The sequence below is a fragment of the Metabacillus niabensis genome (genome assembly GCF_020524345.1).
Lineage (GTDB): Bacteria > Bacillota > Bacilli > Bacillales > Bacillaceae > Metabacillus > Metabacillus niabensis_B.
The window spans coordinates 189,435-210,014 of the sequence record NZ_JAIVLH010000001.1; the positions used below are offsets into that span (position 1 = coordinate 189,435).

Genomic DNA, 20,580 nt, shown 5'->3' on the forward strand with positions numbered 1-20,580 from the left:
ATCAAATAACTGTTATAAGACTTCATTTTCTCTCATACATATGAGATGAAAGGGGGTCTTTTTTTATGGCAAAAAAATGGCGCCAGCAACTTACACGATGGATCACCAACACAATCGAACTACCGCCGGATGTCATGATGGATCTTCCTAGAATTACGATGGTTGGACAGCTTCATATTTACATAGAAAATCATCGTGGACTCCTAAAATTTACTGATACTGAGCTTCGCCTACTACTCAAGCAGGGACAATTATTAATTAAAGGCGAGGCCTTTGTCATAAAGACGATCCTACCGGAAGAAATTTTATTAGAAGGAAAAATCGTTCAAGTTTTATATCTCGATGAAACGTAATTTCTTTTTTGTTATATGTACTCAGGATAAAAACCAAAAGATCTTGGGACATGATCTCTGGCGTCTGCTGTGGATCATTTAAGAGAACACAGCAGACAAAAAGAATAGAACATTTAAGTGTAATGTGGTTTACGAGGGGGAGAAGGATGAAAAATCAATGGACTAGTTATCTATATGGTGTTGTAAAAGTCAATATCGAGGGGAGAGGAACAGAAAGGTTTTTAAATGACTGTATGAGAGAAAGTATCGTTATTTGGAAAGTAAAGCGCAGCAAAAATAATAGCTTAAGTTTTTTTATTCGCCTCCGAGATGTACATGCCCTTCGTTCAGTTGTAAGAAAAAATGAATGTAAATGCCGGTTTGAAAGGAGAGCAGGTTTTCCTTTCTTAATAAGGAAGTCTTGGAAAAACAGCGGATTTGTTCTCGGTTTATTGGCATTTTTAATTGTTATATTTGTTTTATCAAATATGATCTGGGGAATTAAGGTTGAGGGTGCATCACCCGAAACAGAACATATTATAAAAAAAGAATTAGCAAGAATTGGAGTGAAAACAGGTAAGCTTCAATTTTTCGTTGATAATCCGGATGATATACAAAAATCCTTAACCGATAATATTGAGCAAATTACATGGGTTGGAGTTGAACTGATGGGAACAACCTATCATTTAAAAGTTGTAGAAAAAAATCAACCTGAAGAAGAAGAGCTTGTTAGTCCAAGAAACATTGTCGCAGAAAAAGAAGCAGTCATTAAAAAAATGTTTGTTGAGCAGGGGCAGCCATTAACTACATTGAATGAACACGTAACAAAAGGACAAGTTTTAGTTTCAGGTTTGATTGGTAAGGAAGAGGACCAAAAGAAAGTTCCAGCAAAAGCTGAAATATATGGTGAGACCTGGTATAAAACAACAATTTCAGTTCCCTTAAATACGACTTTTCAAGTATTAACTGGGAATACTAAGGATAAGCATTTTCTTCAAATAGGAGATTTTAGGATTCCAATATGGGGATTTGGAAAAAATATGTATAAAACGTTTGAAGTGGAAGATGATGTATATCACTTGAAGTTTTTGAATTTTACGTTACCGATCGCATATGCAAATGAAACCTACCTTGAAAAAGAAGAAGTTACGAGGAAATATACAGTTGAACAAGCCAAGGAGGCTGCATTAGATCGTGGTCGAAAGGATATAGAGGGAAATTTAGATGATAAAGAGATGGTAACTGGAGAAAAAGTTTTGCACCAAACGAATGAGAATGGTAAAGTTAGGTTAACCGTACTATATCAAGCAATTGAAAATATTGTGAAAACCACACCAATTGTTCAGGGAGACTAAAGAATGCCAGAAGAATTAGTGACAATGAATCAGCAAGTAGAAAATCCAAATGAAGCGATAGCGCTTTTTGGAAACCATGACATTCATTTAAAAAGAATTGAAGAAGAACTAAACGTATCCATTGTAACAAGGGGAGAAGGTGTATATGTTTCAGGAAATGCTGAAGATGTACAACTAGTAGATGAATTATTAAAATCCTTACTCCTCATCATCCGAAAAGGAATAAACATAAGTGAACGCGATGTTCTTTATGCCATTAGTATGGCAAAGGAAAAAAAGTTAGATCAGTTAGAGAATCTTTATATTCAAGAAATTGCCAAAACAGCCAAAGGTAAATCCATTCGAGTCAAAACATTAGGGCAGCGCCACTATATTTCAGCTATTCAAAATAAAGACCTTGTTTTTGGAATCGGTCCTGCCGGAACAGGAAAAACTTATTTGGCCGTTGTGATGGCAGTGAATGCTTTGAAGCTGGGATCTGTAAAACGAATTATTTTAACACGGCCTGCAGTGGAAGCAGGGGAAAGCCTTGGATTTTTACCCGGTGATCTAAAAGAGAAAGTAGATCCCTATCTAAGACCTTTATATGATGCTTTACATGATGTGTTAGGTATGGAACATACTCAACGCTTAATAGAACGTGGTACGATTGAAATCGCCCCGTTGGCGTATATGAGAGGTAGAACCCTTGATGATGCATTTGTTATTTTGGATGAGGCCCAAAATACGACACCTGCGCAAATGAAAATGTTCCTGACACGATTGGGATTTGGATCGAAAATGGTCATAACAGGTGATATTACACAGGTAGATTTGCCAAAAGGAGTAAAATCAGGGTTGTCTGTTGCGAAAGACATTCTAACCAATGTAAGTGGCTTGTCTTTTGTTCATCTTGAACAATCTGATGTTGTTAGACACCCGCTTGTTGCAAAAATTATTACGGCATATGAAAATTCCAAAGAAGGATCGTGACCCGAGAAGTTTGAAACGGGTCACTTTCTTTTTCACAGACTGTGTAAAAATCACAAGAGAACGATGTATATTTTATTAGTCAACACAAATGAAAGTGCTTGCAAGAAGAGCTTTTTTTGTCATATTTTGTCTTAATAGTTGAACATTTTTCGATAAAATTGAATAATGGAAGAAGAACGGTAAAAAAGGCCTTTCATTTGAAGGGGTTTAGAGGGTGGTGCAAAGTTGAAAAAGGAAAAACCTAACTCAAAAAAAGTGAAAAAAACGAATAGAATAGTAGAGAAATTTAAAGAATATCGATTTTTATATGTTTTTTTATATGCAATATTAGCTGTCGTATTATTTGTTGCTTTATATAGTAATGTAAAGCCTGAGACGCTTGATATTGAGCTTTTTACAGTTTCTGATGAAACGATATATGCTCCAGCAACTGTCGAGGATAAGGTTGAAACAGAGCGGAAACGCCAAGAAGCGTATGACTCTGTAGAAGATCAATATGTGTTGAAAAAAGAAATAACTGAAAAACAAGTCGATTTAATTTCTTCAATTTTTGACACAGTTATTGAAGTACGAAAAGAAGAGGCGGCAAATTCAGAATCTGCAAAACCAACTGTGGAGGAACAAGTTGAAAAAGTACAAGAAAAACTAACCCCTTCGATTAATAAAAAAATTCCTGGAGAAACATTTCTTCCATTACTAGAAACTACAGAAGATGAAGTTGTTTTGGCAAAAGACGCTGTTGTAACCGTTGTAAACAATGTCATGAGCAAAGAGATTCCTATTGTTCAGCTGACAGAAGCAAAAAAACAGGTCGAGGAAGAACTGCAATACACGTCTATGCGAACTGAAATAATGGAATCAGCCATATTTTTAGCTCGTTTTGCCATTACACCAAACTATGTATTTGATTTAACCGCAACTGAAGAACAGCGGCAGTTAGCCATTGATGGCGTTAAAGAAGCACAAATTAAACAGGGTCAAATTCTTGTTGAAGAAAATGAGCTGATTAATCGTGAGATATACAGAAAGTTAGGGCTTGTTGGTTTGCTGGATGATCAACAATCCATTAAACCTTTTTTAGGACTCGGGATATTTGTGCTTCTGATTATATCAGGCGTTGTGTATTTCTTTGAGAAGAAAGATAGTCCCATTTCTAAAAAGAATAATTTTTTGTTATTATATTGTTTGATATTTGCAATTACCATTCTTCTAATGAAGATCATTAGCTTGTTTCAGAAAATTGATTATACGCATATTGGCTATATTGTGCCGGTTGCAATGGGAGTCATGCTGGTCAAATTATTGTTAAATGAGCGACTAGCTATATGGACAAGTATGATTTTTGCAGTTTGCGGAAGTGTTATTTTTAATGAGGGTGTAACAGGGAGTTTTAACTTTTCAATTGGAATTTACTATCTTTTTGGATGTTTGGCAGCAGTATTATTTTTAGGAGAACACAATCTTCGTTCAAAAATCCTGCAGGCTGGTTTATTTGTTGCCGGAGTTAATATTCTTGCTTTAACAGCAATTATGTTAATCAGAAACGGCGGCTACTCAAATGTAGAAATAAGCTCCTATTTTATTATGGCGTGCGTATCAGGGCTTGTGTCTTCTGTTTTAACAATAGGTTTCATGCCATTTTTTGAAACAGGGTTTGGTATTTTATCAACAATGAAATTAATTGAGTTATCAAATCCGAATCATCCGTTACTTAGAAAAATTCTCACGGAAACACCTGGTACATACCACCACAGTGTAATGGTGGCCAATCTGAGTGAATCAGCATGTGAAGCCATTGGGGCAAATGGATTACTTGCAAGAGTTGCCGCATACTATCATGATATAGGGAAGACAAAGCGTCCTCAGTATTTTATAGAAAATCAAATGAATATTGAGAATCCACATAACAAACTGTCAGCACAACTTAGTAAAAATATTATCATTGCTCATGTAACCGATGGTGTTGATATGTTAAGAAAGCATAAAATGCCGAAAGAGTTTATCGATATTGCCGAGCAGCATCATGGCACAACACTTTTAAAATATTTTTATCACCAAGCTAAACAATCAAATGATTCTATTTATGAAGAAGAGTTTCGCTATCCAGGACCTAAGCCGCAAACAAAAGAAATTGCCATTATTTCAATCGCGGACAGTGTAGAGGCTGCAGTACGTTCTATGGCAAACCCTTCACCAGAGAAAATTGAAAAGTTGGTCAGATCAATTATTTCTGATCGATTACAAGATCATCAATTAGATGAATGTGATATCACATTAAAAGAATTAGATATTATTGCCAAATCATTCTGCGAATCTTTAAAAGGGATTTTCCATTCGCGGATTGAGTATCCAGAATTAACTAAAAAACAGAAGGTGAAATAATGAGACTATCAATTGACAGTCATGATGAAACAAGTGAATTAACAGAGGAACAAATAAAGACTGTTGAAGAGCTTCTTCAATTTGCTGCTGATGTGGAAGACGTTTCTGAAGGTGCAGAGCTGTCGGTCACATTTGTAACAAATGAACGTATACAAGAAGTGAACCGTGAATATCGGGATAAAGATCAACCAACAGATGTTATTTCATTTGCTCTAGAAGAAATGAGTGAGGGAGAACTAGAAATAGTAGGGGGTGATCAGCCCCGTGTGCTTGGCGATATTATTATTTCAATTCCAAGAGCAAGAGAGCAGGCAGAAGAATATGGTCATTCTTTCATGAGAGAGCTGGGCTTTTTATCAGTTCATGGCTTATTACATTTACTAGGGTATGATCATATGACAGATTCTGAGGAAAAAGTGATGTTTACAAAACAAAAGGAAATATTAAATAATTATGGACTCAAAAGATCAGAAGAATTCTGAATGGGTACGTTTTTATAAGAGTTTCCAATATGCCTGGAATGGAATTGTATCCACATTTAAATCTGAACGAAACTTTCAAATACATGTTGCCATATCAATTATTATGTTTATAACCGGCATGGTATTACGTTTTTCAATAATTGAATGGATGATTGTCCTGTTTTTAATCGGTGGTATGCTTGCGCTTGAACTGATTAATACAGCAATAGAGCATGTTGTCGATATGATAACAAGTGAAAAGCATCCGTTAGCTAAAGTTGCTAAGGATGCAGCGGCAGGGGCTGTTTTGGTTTACGCGATTCTTTCATTTATAATTGGAATAATCCTGATTACCAATCACCTTTTTGCCTCATAAAACAAAAGTGTTTTCAAGATACTTGTAAGGAGTTCGAACATCATTTTTAGTCTATTTTGATTAATTTTCGAAAATTCTTACAATTAAATTACAAATGCAGAATTAGGCGTGAAATTACTGTGAAAATTAGGTAAAATATAGAAGAGTAAAGTCATTAGCCAGGATAGAAAGGAAGAATTTTTAGTGAAAATTGAACAACTCATCGATGAAGCAAAAGCAGCAAGGGAAATGGCTTATACTCCCTACTCAAAGTTTAAAGTAGGAGCGGCTTTATTAACTCAAGATGGCAAAGTCTATAAGGGATGCAATATTGAAAATGCCGCATACAGCATGTGTAATTGTGCTGAACGAACAGCTATTTTCAAAGCATTCTCAGAAGGAGATAAGGTTTATTCTGCTTTGGCTGTTGTAGCAGATACGGATAGACCTGTACCTCCATGTGGTGCATGCCGTCAAGTTATTTCAGAGCTTTGTCCAAAAGATATGAAAGTTATTTTAACAAACCTCCATGGTGATATTACAGAACTTACAGTACAGGAATTACTACCGGGAGCATTTTCAGCGGAGGATCTACATGAATCATAATCAACCATATAAATCAGGATTTGTTTCAATAATAGGAAGACCTAATGTTGGGAAATCAACATTCATCAATCGAGTAATCGGACAAAAAATTGCCATTATGAGCGATAAGCCGCAAACAACTCGAAACAAGATACAAGGAGTTTATACGACGAACCAATCTCAAACGATTTTCATCGACACGCCTGGCATTCATAAACCCAAACATAAACTGGGTGACTTTATGATGAAAGTAGCACAGAATACATTAAAAGAAGTTGATTTAGTATTATTTATGATCAATGCTGAAGAAGGTTACGGGCGCGGAGATGAATTTATCATTGAGAGGCTAAAACAAACCAATACACCTGTATTTTTAATTATTAATAAAATTGATCAAATACACCCGGATGAGCTTTTACCTTTAATTGAACAATATAAAAAGCTTTATCCATTTAAAGAAATTGTTCCTATCTCTGCTCTGCAAGGAAATAATATTGATACATTATTACAGCAGATTGAAGATCTCTTACCAGAAGGGCCACAATACTATCCTGAAGACCAAGTAACAGACCATCCAGAGCGTTTTATTATTACAGAATTGATTCGAGAAAAAGTCTTACACTTAACCAGGGAAGAAATCCCACACTCTATAGCTGTAGTAATGGATACCCTTGAACGCAGGGAAAATAATGCTGCAATCTATGTAGGGGCAACCATTATTGTTGAGCGTAATTCTCAAAAAGGAATAGTCATCGGTAAGCAAGGAAGCATGTTAAAAGAAGTCGGAAAAAGAGCCCGAGTGGACATTGAAGCGCTTTTGGGATCAAAAGTATTTTTGGAACTTTGGGTAAAAGTCCAGAAGGATTGGCGGAACAAAGCTTCACAGCTGAGAGATTATGGTTTTAGAGAAGATGAGTACTAAACAAAGATAATATTCATCTTATCATTTAGCAAAAATTGTTTAACATGAAAAGTAGAAGAAAAGGTCAAGATAACGATAAAGAAATTGGATTGATGCTTGCTAGTCTTAACAACTGAAAGGTGGGGTTTATATGTTGGATTTTACCTGGAAAGTTTTTTCGCAAACAGGTAGCATTGATACGTATCTTCTTTTTAAGGAACTGGAAAAGGAGAATGATGAAGGACCCGATTCTCAAGAAGATGAACTAGCTGAATTAGATTTTCCAATTTCCTGATCTTGCCTGAACCTTTGAAAGGTGAGGGATATTTTGCTACAAAAATGTGAAGGAATTGTGATCCGATCAACTGATTACGGTGAAACAAACAAAATTATTACCTTATATACAAGAGAACTAGGAAAAGTTGGGGTTATGGCAAGAGGCGCAAAGAAACCAAGTAGTCGCCTTACGTCTATCACCCAGCTTTTTACTTATGGCTCCTTTTTATTTCAAAAATCCAGTGGTTTAGGAAGCCTTCAGCAAGGTGAGACTATACAGTCTTTAAGGAGTATTAGAGAAGATATTTTTCTAACAGCATATGCCTCATATATTGCAGAGTTGTTGGACAAGAGTACAGAAAATCTGGAAAGAAATCCATTTCTATTTGAGTTATTAATGCAAACTTTTACCTATTTAGATGAAGATGTAGATCCGGACATATTACTTTATATCTTTGAAATGAAAATGCTCCCTGTATTAGGTCTTCACCCTCAATTGGATTGTTGTACAAATTGCGGGCAGAAAGATGGTACTTTTCATTTTTCGATCAGAGAAGGTGGCTTCCTTTGTCACAGGTGCTTTGAGATTGACCCATATCGAATAAAAATTACTCCTATGACAGGAAAACTTCTTCGACTGTTCTTTTATTTTGACTTAAATAGATTGGGTACTATTTCAGTAAAGCAAGAAACAAAAAACGAACTAAAGATAGTTATTGATGCGTATTATCAAGAGTACTCAGGTTTAACAATTAAGTCTAAAAGATTTCTTGATCAATTAGACTCATTAAAGGGAAAGCTTAAATAGAGGATATTGACATCCTTTAAAAATTCAATTAAGATGCAATTATAATTTAACATTTTGTGTAGATGGAAAGAAGTACTTGCGAAAGACCCAAATGAAAGCGACCTTAGGATGGTGAAAGCTAAGGATTGGATCGTAAGGAAAGGCATTCCGGAGCAAATTCTTCTAAAGTGGCTTATACATATAAGCAATTAGGGTGGAACCGCGGGTTAGCTCTCGTCCCTATGTCATTAATCTGACATAGGGACGAGAGCTTTTTTGTTTGTCTTTTGTCAGAGATTATTTACTATTCACGGAGGTGTTTGGATATGAATATTCAAAACATGATATTAACTCTTCAAAAGCACTGGTCTGATCAAGGGTGTGTGCTTATGCAGGCGTATGATACTGAGAAAGGGGCAGGAACAATGAGTCCATATACTTTTTTAAAAAGTATAGGACCAGAACCATGGAAGGTTGCTTATGTAGAACCATCCAGAAGACCTGCTGATGGCCGTTATGGGGAAAACCCTAATCGACTTTATCAGCATCATCAATTTCAAGTTATTATGAAGCCTTCACCAGACAATATACAAGAGCTATATTTAGATTCATTACGTGCCTTGGGTATCAATCCTTTAGAGCATGATATACGATTTGTTGAAGATAACTGGGAAAATCCTTCTCTAGGTTGTGCCGGCCTTGGTTGGGAAGTATGGCTTGATGGGATGGAAATCACACAATTCACTTATTTCCAACAAGTTGGCGGCTTGGAATGTAAGCCGGTATCAGCAGAAATAACATATGGTATCGAAAGACTAGCGTCATATATTCAAGATAAGGAAAATGTTTTTGATTTAGAATGGACAGATGGATTTACAATACGAGATATTTTCCTAATGCCGGAATATGAACATTCAAAGTATACATTTGAAACTTCTAATACTGATATGTTATTTGAATTGTTCTCGACCTATGAAAAAGAAGCAATGAGACAAATGGACGAAGGTCTTGTCCATCCTGCCTATGATTATGTATTAAAGTGTTCACATACCTTTAACCTACTTGATGCAAAAGGAGCAATTTCGGTTACAGAAAGAACTGGCTATATTGGCCGTGTTCGAAACTTAGCAAGAAAAGTAGCAAAAACATTTTATGATGAGCGTGAAAAATTAGGCTTCCCGATGTTACAGGAAGGAGGAAAAGAACATGAGTAAAAAAGACTTATTACTAGAAATTGGCTTAGAAGAAGTACCAGCCCATTATGTAACACCTGCGATGAACCAATTTGCTGAAAAGCTTACAAAATGGCTTGAAGAAAAGCAGTTAACTCATGGAGAAGTAAAAACATATGCAACTCCAAGAAGATTGGCTGTTCTTGTAAAGAATGTTTTAGAAAAGCAACCGGATATTGAGGAAGAAGCAAAGGGTCCTGCGAAAAAAATAGCGCTAGATGAAAATGGAAATTGGTCAAAAGCTGCTATTGGTTTTACAAAAGGACAAGGTGCATCTGTTGAAGATATCTATTTTAAAGAAATCAATGGTGTTGAATATGTTCATGTCCAAAAATTTGTTAAAGGACAAGAAGCAAAAGATTTACTGTCAGAAACTCGTGAATTAATCACAGGTCTTACTTTCCCTAAAAATATGCGTTGGGGAGATCAGGAGTTACGGTATATTCGTCCAATTAAGTGGTTAGTTGCACTTTTTGGTCAAAATGTTATTCCGTTTGAAATTGCCGGTGCTAAAACAGGTTCCTTTACATATGGCCATCGTTTTCTCGGAAATAAAGTAGAGATAGCCTCTCCCTCACTATACGAAGCTGCTTTGTTAGAGCAATTTGTGATTGCTGATCCTGTCAAACGAAAAGAAGCGATAAGTCAACAATTGGTTGATTTAGAAAACGAAAAAAATTGGGTAATCCCAGTGGATGAAGACCTTCTAGAAGAAGTAAATAATCTTGTTGAGTATCCAACCGCACTTTATGGAACGTTTGAACAAGAATATCTTTCTTTACCTGATGAAGTGCTTGTAACAACAATGAAGGAACATCAACGTTACTTCCCGGTGCGAAATAATGACGGACAACTACAGCCATTCTTTGTTACAGTAAGAAATGGAGATCAAAACCATTTAGAAAATGTAGCAAGAGGAAACGAAAAAGTATTACGCGCAAGATTATCTGATGCAAATTTCTTCTATCAAGAAGATCAAAAACTTAAGATAGAGGATGCTGTGCAAAAGCTGGACAAAATCGTGTTCCATGAAGAACTAGGAACTTTGGGTGAAAAGGTTACCCGAATAGTCAATCTGTCTAAACAATTAGCAGATATGGTGCAATTGCAAAGTGATGAAAAAGATAATGTGGAACGGGCTGCATCAATTTGTAAATTCGATTTAGTTACTCATATGGTCTATGAATTTCCTGAACTTCAAGGGAAAATTGGGGAAAAATATGCACGTCTAAGTGGAGAAAAAGAAGAAGTATCGATTGCAATAAATGAGCACTATATGCCACGACATGCAGAGGATGCTGCACCGGGCTCAAATGTAGGTGCAATCGTTGCACTGGCTGATAAGTTGGACACAATCGTAGGATTCTTTGCGATCGGTAAGATTCCAACTGGATCACAGGATCCTTATGCTCTTAGAAGACAAGCAAGTGGAATTCTGCAAATATTATTATCAAAAGAGTGGACAATCAGCTTACCGCAATTGTTTGAACTGGCGCTTAGTCAATATGAAGATAAGAAATCAAATGAGGCGGTTGAGGAGTTAGTTTCATTCTTCAAATTACGTTTAAAATACCGTTTGGCTGAAGAGAAAATCCGCTATGATTTAAATGATGCTGTGCTAGAGTCGTCAGTGCTAGAGGTTAATTCAATTGTAGCTCGAGCAAAAGTACTTCAAGATGTTTCATCTCATACAGATTTCAAAGAAACAATCGAGGCACTTGCCCGTGTGATGAACATAGCGAAAAAGGCTACGGAAAGCGACATTAATAGTGAGCTTTTTGAAAGTGATTATGAAACATCATTATATAATGCCTATACAGAAACAAACATGAAAATAGACTCTTTAAACAATGTCGAGGATGTGTATAATGCACTGGCATCTTTAAAGCCTGTCATCAACGAATACTTTGACCATACGATGGTTATGTCAGATAATGAAGAAATAAAACGTAATCGATTGGCACAAATGCTTAAATTATCTCAACTAATTGAATCATTCGCAAAAATGAATGTTATTTTGGTGAAGTAAGTAAAATTAAAGATGAATAGGGACTGACAAAGACGTCAGCCCTTTTTCTATAGTCTTTAGATTTAAAACATATTCCTTTTCAAAAACAGTGTAAAGTATATAATTAGTTTAGGCTCTGTTTAATCTGAAATCTATAATATTTAAACTGAGATATAATTTAATAACAATTTTATTTATTTTTATTAACAAACAAGTTATCATTTGTGCTTACAAATTTTCTCTTTAAAAATGAATATGCAAGGCGGTGAGGAAAATAGAACTGAATAAAAGGCAGGAGCAAATTGTTGAAATTGTTAAAGAAAATGGACCAATAACAGGTGAACAGATTGCTGAACAATTAAATTTAACAAGAGCAACACTTCGTCCGGATTTAGCTATATTAACAATGTCTGGCTACTTAGAGGCGAGACCTAGAGTAGGATATTATTTTACAGGAAAAACAAATAATCATATGCTTACAGAACAGTTAAGAAAGCTTCAAGTAAAGGATTATCAGTCTATTCCAATAGTCGTCAGTATCAATGTATCAGTCTATGATGCGATTTGCATGATGTTTTTAGAAGATGTAGGAACGTTGTTTGTTGTTGATGAGCAATCTAATTTAGTTGGCGTGCTTTCCCGAAAGGATCTTTTGCGGACAAGTATTGGCAAGCAGGAACTTACATCAATTCCTGTAAATATAATCATGACAAGAATGCCGAACATTACCGTATGCAAGCCTGATGACTACATTATTGACGTTGCACAAGTGCTAATAGATAAACAGATTGATGCATTACCTGTTGTCAAAGAAACTGAAAAGGGCTATGAGGTAATCGGGAGGATTACGAAAACAAATATGACGAAAATTTTGGTTAGCTTCCTAAATGACTAAATATAGCATAAGAAATGGGGATGAAAATGAATTATCAATTGATCTATGTTTTATCAGATTCTGTTGGTGAAACAGCTGAGCTGGTAGTAAAAGCAGCGGCAAGTCAATTTAATGGAGTCTCAGCAAACACAAAAATAAAGCGCATTCCTTATGTTGAGGATAAAGGAACAATTCTGGAGGTTCTTGCTTTAGCTAAGAAAGATAATGCAATAGTATGTTTCACTCTTGTTGTCCCTGAGCTGAGAGCGTATCTAATTGAAGAGGCGAATAAAAAAGGAGTTGTTTATTACGATATCATTGGGCCATTAATTGATAAAATGGAAACTTCATATGGAATAACAGCCAAGTATGAGCCTGGACGAGTTAGAAAGTTGGATGATGATTATTTTAAAAAGGTTGAAGCTATTGAATTTGCTGTTAAATATGATGATGGAAGAGATCCAAGAGGGATATTAAAAGCAGATATCGTATTAATAGGTGTATCAAGAACTTCTAAAACACCTTTATCTCAATATTTAGCACATAAACGATTCAAGGTAGCAAATGTACCGATTGTACCAGAAGTTGAGCCACCAGAAGAATTGTACAAAGTTTCACCGCAAAAATGCATCGGGCTGCGTATTATGCCGGAAAAGTTAAATAATATTAGGAGAGAGCGGCTCAAATCTCTTGGATTAAATGATGAAGCTTTTTATGCAAACATAGATCGAATTAAAGAAGAACTTAACTATTTTGACAAAGTAGTGGAAAGAATTGGTTGTAAAGTGGTCGATGTTTCAAACAAAGCAGTTGAGGAAACAGCTAATATAATTGCTAACTTTATGAATAATCAAAATGGATGAGATTAAAAGGATGGCATAACAAAGGGGTTTTGTAGGTCATCCTTTTCTCAATTAGGTGAGTCGATTAATTTCTTGAAAAAATGATAGAAATTTAGAAACACTTGTATTATAATAAAAAATTGTGATAAAAATACTTTTTTTAGGTTTAGAACTTGACATATGGGAATAAACTATTATTTGTAAACTGTCAAGAGAACAAATAAAATAATTTTCGACAAAAAGGAATTTAAGGTCTTTCTCACGAATAGTATTCAGTACAAAAGTGCATTAGGTAGAAGGAAATTGCGGAGTGATGTAGAATAGAGAATTATGGCGAAAAAACGATGAAGATTTTTGTCGATGCTGATGCTTGTCCTGTAAAAAAAGAGATCATGCTAATTGCCAACAAATACGAAACGGATGTTGTGTTTGTAGCTTCCTACAACCACACTACTGATAAGACCTATGGAGGACAATGGATATTTGTTGATACAGGTAAAGAAGAAGCGGATCTATACATAGTTAACCATGTCAGCAGAGGTGATATGGTAATATCACAAGACATTGGATTAGCTGGTCTTTTAATCAGAAAAGGCGTTTGTTTTATTACACCCAGGGGAAAGCAATATACAGAAGAAAATATTGATACAGCTCTTCAGTTTCGTTATTTATCTGCTATAGAAAGACGTAGTGGTAAATTTACAAAAGGTCCGAAAAAATTTACAGATGAAGATACCTTGAATTTTATCACAACATTTGAAAAGATTTTGTCGAAACATGCAGGAGATCTTAAATAAATATCGAATATCTGTAATACGGGGTTGTTAGTATGGGAAATCGAATTCCCGAGGAATTAATCGAAAAAATACAAAGAACTTCTGACATTGTTGATGTAATAAGTGAATATGTTCAATTGAAGAAACAAGGACGCAACTACTTTGGACTTTGTCCGTTTCATGGCGAGAAATCCCCTTCGTTCTCAGTTTCAGCAGACAAACAGATTTTTCATTGCTTTGGCTGTGGTGCTGGTGGGAATGTTTTTTCATTTCTTATTCAACACGAAGGATATTCATTTATTGAAGCAGCTCAACATCTCGCTGACAAAGCTAATATTGAATTACCAAGCATATCTTCACTTGAGCAGGGTACAGGACCTGCGATTTCAAAAGACTCAGAGAAAATGATCGAAGCTCATGAGCTATTAAAAAAATTCTATCATCATTTACTTGTAAACACAAAGGAAGGTCAGCACGCATTAGACTACCTTTTAAGCAGGGGATTTACTAAAGACATTATTGATACGTTTGAGATTGGATACTCCTTAGATTCCTGGGACTTTGTGAAAAAGTTTTTAGAAAAGCGGGGATTTACCTTATCCTTAATGGAGGAAGCAGGATTATTAGTTAAAAAAAGCAACTCAAACGAAGAATTTTTTGATCGGTTCAGGAATCGAATTATGTTTCCGATCATGGACCACCATGGGAATACGATTGCATTTTCGGGACGTGTACTTGGAGACGAGAAGCCTAAATATCTTAATAGTCCTGAAACAAAAATATTTAATAAAAGTAAATTACTCTATAATTTTCATCGTGCTAGAGTACATATTCGAAAAAATCAGCAGGTTGTATTGTTTGAAGGTTTTGCTGATGTTATTTCTTCAACCAGAGCCGGCGTTGAGCAAGCAATTGCTACAATGGGAACATCTATTACTGAGGAACAGGCAAAGATCATTCGAAGAAATGTTTCAGAGGTGATTATCTGTTATGATTCTGACTCAGCAGGAATTGAGGCTACAAATAGGGCTGCAAAAATCCTTAAAGATGCCGGTTGTAAGCTAAAGGTTGCGATGATCCCTGATGGATTAGACCCTGATGACTACATTAATAAGTTTGGATCTGAAAAATTCAAGCTTGATGTAATAGGGGCCAGTGTTCCGGTCATGACATTTAAAATGTCCTATTACAGGAGAGGCAAAAATCTTCAAAATGAAGGTGAAAGGCTTCAGTATATTGAAAATGTCATTAGTGAACTAGCACAATTGGACAATGCAGTTGAAAAGGAGATCTATTTAAAACAACTGTCATCGGAATTTGACTTATCGATGGAGGTTTTAAATCAGCAGATTTTACAGAAAGAACAACAGAAGAATAGGCAAAGAACTCCGCAACAGCAAAAAATCACTACTCAGGAACAGCCAAAAAGAAAGCCGATCCAATCTAAGCGGTTATTACCTGCTTTTCATACCGCTGAGAGAATGTTAATCGGTCACATGTTAAGAAGCAAAGATATGGCAGAAAAGGTTTTGGAACGACTTGGACTTCAATTTAATATCGAAGAACATAAAGCAATTGTTACTTATTTATATGCTTTTTATGAAGAAGGAAATGAAGAAAATGTTAGTTCATTTTTATCGAAGTTGCCGAGTCCTGAATTACAACATATTGTATCCAACATTGCGATGATTACCCTTAATTCTGAGGTGAGTGAACAAGAACTTTCAGATTATATAAAACAGGTGTTGAATCATCAAAAAATGTTAATGATAAAAGAAAAAGAAGTAGAAAAAATTGAGGCTGAAAGAAATAAGCAATACAAAGAAGCAGCCCAAATTGCAATGGAAATTATTCAACTAAAACAAGCTCTAAAATCATGATAAGTAAGCTAATAATAGACGATTATTTTGTAGCATAAGATTGTGTAAAAAGGGCACATCAAAATATGTAACGTACTTGCTAGACAGTAATCCGATAGCTTATCTTACAATGGTAAGTTTGGAAGGAGGGGATCCTATGGCTGATAAACAAACCCACGAAACTGAAGTAACCTTTGAACAGGTGAAGGAACAGTTAACAGAAATTGGGAAAAAACGAGGGGTTTTGACATATGAAGAAATAGCTGAACGTATGTCAAACTTTGAAATTGAATCAGACCAAATGGATGAGTATTATGAATTTCTTGGTGAACAAGGTGTAGAATTAATTGGTGAAGCTGGTGAGGCAGCGGAAGCGGATCCTAATATTCAAGATCTTGCAAAAGAAGAAGAATTTGATTTGAATGATCTGAGTGTACCTCCAGGAGTTAAAATTAATGACCCTGTTAGAATGTACTTAAAAGAAATTGGTCGTGTTGATCTTTTATCAGCTAATGAAGAAATTAAATTAGCTCAACGTATAGAAGAAGGCGATGAAGAAGCTAAACGCCGACTTGCAGAAGCCAATCTTCGACTTGTGGTTAGTATTGCTAAACGCTATGTTGGTCGCGGAATGCTGTTCCTTGATTTAATTCAGGAAGGTAATATGGGACTAATGAAAGCTGTTGAGAAATTTGATTATGAAAAGGGCTATAAATTTAGTACGTATGCTACATGGTGGATTCGTCAAGCAATTACACGTGCTATTGCTGACCAAGCTCGAACAATACGTATTCCTGTCCATATGGTTGAAACCATTAATAAACTTATTAGAGTTCAGCGCCAATTACTACAGGATCTAGGGAGAGAACCTACTCCTGAGGAAATTGGAGAAGACATGGAGCTCACACCTGATAAGGTGAGAGAAATTCTTAAAATTGCACAAGAGCCCGTTTCTTTGGAAACACCAATTGGTGAGGAAGATGACTCTCATTTGGGTGATTTCATTGAGGACCAGGATGCAACGTCTCCTTCTGAACATGCTGCGTATGAGCTCTTAAAAGAACAGCTTGAGGATGTACTTGATACATTAACTGATCGTGAAGAAAACGTATTACGTTTACGATTTGGCCTTGATGATGGACGAACAAGAACACTTGAAGAAGTAGGTAAGGTGTTTGGAGTTACGCGTGAACGAATTCGACAAATTGAAGCAAAAGCACTCCGTAAATTGCGTCATCCTAGCCGTAGTAAACGTCTTAAAGATTTCTTAGAGTAAGGATATAGGCGGACGAAATGTCCGTCTTTTCTTCATAAAAAAACAGTTGATAAAAGGGAATCATAACATAACATATTTAAGCTTTTTTTGTTTTTGTACAATTAGAAAGAATATTTAAGGATGCTTTTATGAATAAAGAAAAAAAGGAAATAATCATTAAAGAGATTCATCACTGGAAAGAAAATAAACTACTTCCAGATACATACTGTGATTTTTTACTAGCACTTTATACTGAAGGAAATCATTATGAAGAAACAACTGCTCCCTCCGCTAATAGTAAAACAGGGACAAATATAATTTCGACTAGTACAGTTTTTGTGTTATTTCTAATCAGTGCTCTTGTCACCTATTTTACTGAATTGTCTTTTGTTTTGCAAACAGTTACATCAGGTTTTTTACTTTTAGCTTCAATTCTTGTTACCGCTTACCTTTTGGTTAGAAAAGGTAAGTTTCAAATACCTTTAGTTATAACATTTATTCAGCTGTTAATAACGTCTCTTTCGTTTGTTGAATTTGCAACAGGGGGAAATTCGTTTTGGGTTGCAACGACGGTTGTAACAAACTGTTTACTATGGATCACAATAGGTGGCTTCTTTCGGATTTACTATCTACTAATTAGTGGAGTAATAGCAAGTCTAATATTTGTGGTGACACTCTTTATATAGCCTCAAGGGAAATGTCAACAGGTTGTTAGAATAATCCGAAACTCTTGTCTGTTTTTTGTCTAAAGTGTGAAAAACATGGAGATGTTAAAAGATAGGTCTTTTCCTTAGTGGAAAATTACAGTAAAATAGAGGTTGTTTAAAAACATTTGTACTTATGTTGATTATCCAGCAGTACCGGGCAGCAGAGTAAAACATATAACCAGAAAATAGAAATTAGAATTATCGAGTGGAGCTGCTCGAATTTTTACGATAATTCTACTATACATTAGTAGGTTAGATATGGAGCCTAGTAATGGAAAGGTTTACTATTTACATAAGGGAGGTTACATGATGAATCGCAATCCACTTATTCCATTTTTATTAATCGCTGTTCTAGGAATCGGCCTTATGTTCCTTTTATCATTTAAAGGTATCGGCGACCATGAAGAACTAGCTAGCGGCGGAGAAGAAGAGCCAAGCACTGAGGATGTTGCAAACGCTACCCCTGAAGAGATTTACCAACAAAACTGTATTTCCTGTCATGGTGAAAACTATGAGGGTGGTGCAGGTCCTGCTCTTGTAGGTGTTGGTGATAAACTTGGCGTAGATGAAATTAAGACAACAATTCAGCAAGGTAAAGGAATCATGCCAGCTGGTCTTGTACCAGACGAAAAGCTCGACGAAATGGCTGAATGGGTATCACAAATTAAATAATTATAAAGAAGTCCTTTGCATCTGTGAAGGACTTTTTTTATACTTGATGAATAGGTTACTTCACTCTTAAGTGTAAATAAATGAATTGTGGTGAAATGATGAATGAATTGAAATTATCCAAAAGACTTGAAACAGTTGCTAACTATATTCCTGAAGGAGCTGTATTTGCAGATATAGGTTCAGATCATGCTTACTTACCCTGCTATTCTGTCTTACAAGGAAAAGCTAGTGGGGCAATTGCCGGCGAAATTACTGATGGTCCATACGAATCAGCTGACAGCCAAGTGAGAAAATGTGGACTTTCTGATGTTATATCTGTTCGAAAAGGAGACGGATTATCTGTTCTTAGAAAGGAAGATGAAGTTGATTGTATAACAATCGCTGGGATGGGTGGAACTCTCATTAGTAAAATTTTAGACGAAGGTTCTGGTAAGTTATCAAAGGTCACTCGTTTAATTTTACAGCCTAATATTCATGCAATTTCGATTCGCCAATGGCTGGTAGAAAACGGTTGGGAATTAATAACGGAAGAAATTATGGAAGAGGACCATAAAATATACGAGGTTCTAGTGGCCGAAAAAGGAGATCCTAAGAGACCTTATCAGACATACTCTTATGATGCGAATTTACTTCTGGGTCCTTTTTTAGCCCAAAAACAATCGGACATTTTCTTGAAAAAATGGACAGGTGAATTAAAGCACCTAAAGTCCATAATCCAACAATTAGAACAAGCAGGTTATACATATGAAAATAACGAAAAATACCAAGAATTGAGTAAGCAAGTAAAGCTGATTGAGGAGGTATTGTAAGATTGGCAAAAATTCCAAACGGTTATGAAGTCATTCAATTATTTGAACAATATTCACCAAAGTCTCTTGCTGTTGAAGGTGATAAAATAGGGCTCCAAATTGGAACGCTTAATAAAAAAATTGAACATGTAATGGTTACACTAGATGTGGTGGAGTCAGTTGTCGATGAAGCGATAGCTAAAAAAGTAGACTTACTTATTGCACACCATCCTCCTATTTTTAGACCTATTAAAAATATGACAACAGATACTGCATACGGCAAGATAATTGAGAAATGTATTAAACATGATATTGCGGTCTATGCTGCACACACTAATCTGGATGTTGCAAATGGCGGTGTCAATGATTTATTAGCAGAAGCCTTGCAATTGAAGGATGTGGAAGTGTTAATTCCTACATATGAAGACCAGCTAAAGAAACTGGTTGTGTTTATCCCATCATCATATGAAAAAGAGCTGCGAAATGCACTTGGAAAAGCAGGTGCGGGCCATATTGGAGAGTATAGCCATTGTTCATTCGCTACTGAAGGAGAAGGGAGCTTTTTACCTCTTGATAAAGCTAATCCTTTTATTGGAGAAAGAGGAAAAGTGGAATATGTTGATGAATCAAGAGTTGAAACGATTTTCCCTGCTTCTATACAAAAGAAGGTTATTCAAGCTATGTTAAAAGCTCATCCATATGAAGAAGTGGCCTATGATATTTACCCTTTAGAACAAAAAGGACCTATAATGGGGTTAGGGCGCATAGGCTTTGTGGAAAATGAATTAAGCCTTGAAGAATTTGCTGTGTATGTCAAAAATAGCCTTGGAGTTGAACGTGTAAGAATGGTAGGTGACCCTTCCAGTAAGGTGAAAAAAGTAGCTTTATTAGGCGGAGATGGAAATAAATATATCCACCAGGCAAAAATAAAGGGTGCAGATGTATATGTAACAGGTGACCTATATTTTCATGTTGCACAAGATGCACTGCTGTTAAATCTGAATGTCATTGATCCTGGACATCATGTCGAAAAGGTCATGATTGAAGGAGTTGCTAAAAAGTTAGGGGAATTGTGTGAAGAACATCATTTTGATGTAAATGTGTTTGGATCACGGGTAGATACAAATCCTTTTAAATTTGTATAAATGTGCATTAAAAAAG

21 protein-coding genes are annotated in these 20,580 nt (G+C 35.7%); all 21 read left to right on the top strand.

Annotated elements, in window-relative coordinates:
* The first annotated feature begins 65 nt into the window (after window positions 1–65).
* The 21 genes from yqfC to LC095_RS01040 all read left to right on the top strand — a co-directional run bounded on the left by yqfC (window position 66) and on the right by LC095_RS01040 (window position 20,564).
* Entirely contained in the window at window positions 66–353 is a 288-nt protein-coding gene (yqfC, locus tag LC095_RS00940; RefSeq protein ID WP_026558703.1) for a sporulation protein YqfC, read from the top strand.
* A 146-nt stretch (window positions 354–499) separates the two neighbouring features.
* Window positions 500–1,687 carry a sporulation protein YqfD gene (gene yqfD, locus LC095_RS00945; RefSeq protein ID WP_226526400.1) on the top strand — a complete coding sequence of 396 codons (1,188 nt, stop codon included), beginning with the start codon at window positions 500–502 and terminating at the stop codon, window positions 1,685–1,687.
* A 3-nt stretch (window positions 1,688–1,690) separates the two neighbouring features.
* A complete protein-coding gene (locus tag LC095_RS00950) occupies window positions 1,691–2,659 on the top strand; it encodes a PhoH family protein (RefSeq protein WP_226526401.1) in 969 nt (322 codons plus the stop codon).
* Window positions 2,660–2,914: 255 nt separating this feature from the next.
* Complete coding sequence (locus tag LC095_RS00955; protein ID WP_226526726.1) at window positions 2,915–5,041, top strand: HD family phosphohydrolase; 2,127 nt, start codon at window positions 2,915–2,917, stop codon at window positions 5,039–5,041.
* Window positions 5,041–5,523 (top strand): rRNA maturation RNase YbeY, encoded by a 483-nt coding sequence (ybeY, locus tag LC095_RS00960; protein ID WP_226526402.1) that lies wholly within the window; start codon window positions 5,041–5,043, stop codon window positions 5,521–5,523. Before LC095_RS00955 ends, ybeY begins: the two co-directional genes overlap by 1 nt.
* On the top strand, window positions 5,495–5,878 hold the full coding sequence (locus LC095_RS00965; protein ID WP_226526403.1) for a diacylglycerol kinase family protein: 384 nt from the start codon (window positions 5,495–5,497) through the stop codon (window positions 5,876–5,878). The genes ybeY and LC095_RS00965 overlap by 29 nt, the downstream gene beginning before the upstream one ends.
* A gap of 183 nt (window positions 5,879–6,061) precedes the next feature.
* Window positions 6,062–6,463 (top strand): cytidine deaminase, encoded by a 402-nt coding sequence (locus LC095_RS00970; protein WP_216774466.1) that lies wholly within the window; start codon window positions 6,062–6,064, stop codon window positions 6,461–6,463.
* On the top strand, window positions 6,453–7,364 hold the full coding sequence (era, locus tag LC095_RS00975; RefSeq protein WP_078432372.1) for a GTPase Era: 912 nt from the start codon (window positions 6,453–6,455) through the stop codon (window positions 7,362–7,364). Before LC095_RS00970 ends, era begins: the two co-directional genes overlap by 11 nt.
* A 130-nt stretch (window positions 7,365–7,494) precedes the next feature.
* Window positions 7,495–7,638, top strand: coding sequence for a YqzL family protein (locus LC095_RS00980; protein WP_078432371.1), 144 nt, complete (start codon window positions 7,495–7,497; stop codon window positions 7,636–7,638).
* Window positions 7,639–7,671: 33 nt separating this feature from the next.
* Complete coding sequence (gene recO, locus LC095_RS00985; RefSeq protein ID WP_226526404.1) at window positions 7,672–8,427, top strand: DNA repair protein RecO; 756 nt, start codon at window positions 7,672–7,674, stop codon at window positions 8,425–8,427.
* A 305-nt stretch (window positions 8,428–8,732) separates the two neighbouring features.
* Window positions 8,733–9,620, top strand: a complete 888-nt coding sequence (gene glyQ, locus LC095_RS00990) for a glycine--tRNA ligase subunit alpha (protein ID WP_226526405.1) — start codon at window positions 8,733–8,735, stop codon at window positions 9,618–9,620.
* Window positions 9,613–11,667 carry a glycine--tRNA ligase subunit beta gene (glyS, locus tag LC095_RS00995; protein WP_226526406.1) on the top strand — a complete coding sequence of 685 codons (2,055 nt, stop codon included), beginning with the start codon at window positions 9,613–9,615 and terminating at the stop codon, window positions 11,665–11,667. Before glyQ ends, glyS begins: the two co-directional genes overlap by 8 nt.
* Window positions 11,668–11,911: 244 nt before the next feature.
* Entirely contained in the window at window positions 11,912–12,541 is a 630-nt protein-coding gene (locus tag LC095_RS01000; protein ID WP_226526407.1) for a helix-turn-helix transcriptional regulator, read from the top strand.
* Window positions 12,542–12,567: 26 nt separating this feature from the next.
* Window positions 12,568–13,383: a pyruvate, water dikinase regulatory protein gene (locus LC095_RS01005; protein WP_226526408.1), complete on the top strand. Its 816-nt coding sequence runs from the start codon at window positions 12,568–12,570 to the stop codon at window positions 13,381–13,383.
* Between the two features lie 323 nt (window positions 13,384–13,706).
* Window positions 13,707–14,159 carry a YaiI/YqxD family protein gene (locus tag LC095_RS01010; protein WP_226526409.1) on the top strand — a complete coding sequence of 151 codons (453 nt, stop codon included), beginning with the start codon at window positions 13,707–13,709 and terminating at the stop codon, window positions 14,157–14,159.
* Window positions 14,160–14,191: 32 nt separating this feature from the next.
* Window positions 14,192–16,018, top strand: a complete 1,827-nt coding sequence (gene dnaG, locus LC095_RS01015) for a DNA primase (protein WP_226526410.1) — start codon at window positions 14,192–14,194, stop codon at window positions 16,016–16,018.
* 136 nt (window positions 16,019–16,154) lie between these two features.
* A complete protein-coding gene (gene rpoD / locus LC095_RS01020; protein ID WP_026558718.1) occupies window positions 16,155–17,273 on the top strand; it encodes an RNA polymerase sigma factor RpoD in 1,119 nt (372 codons plus the stop codon).
* A 128-nt stretch (window positions 17,274–17,401) separates the two neighbouring features.
* The gene (locus tag LC095_RS01025; protein WP_226526411.1) at window positions 17,402–17,938 is read left to right on the top strand and encodes a hypothetical protein; all 537 of its coding nucleotides are present in this window, start codon (window positions 17,402–17,404) and stop codon (window positions 17,936–17,938) included.
* Between the two features lie 330 nt (window positions 17,939–18,268).
* Complete coding sequence (cccA, locus tag LC095_RS01030) at window positions 18,269–18,631, top strand: cytochrome c550 (RefSeq protein WP_226526412.1); 363 nt, start codon at window positions 18,269–18,271, stop codon at window positions 18,629–18,631.
* Between the two features lie 98 nt (window positions 18,632–18,729).
* Entirely contained in the window at window positions 18,730–19,440 is a 711-nt protein-coding gene (locus LC095_RS01035; RefSeq protein WP_226526413.1) for a tRNA (adenine(22)-N(1))-methyltransferase, read from the top strand.
* Window positions 19,441–19,442: 2 nt separating this feature from the next.
* A complete protein-coding gene (locus LC095_RS01040) occupies window positions 19,443–20,564 on the top strand; it encodes a Nif3-like dinuclear metal center hexameric protein (protein WP_226526414.1) in 1,122 nt (373 codons plus the stop codon).
* Window positions 20,565–20,580: the final 16 nt, after the last annotated feature.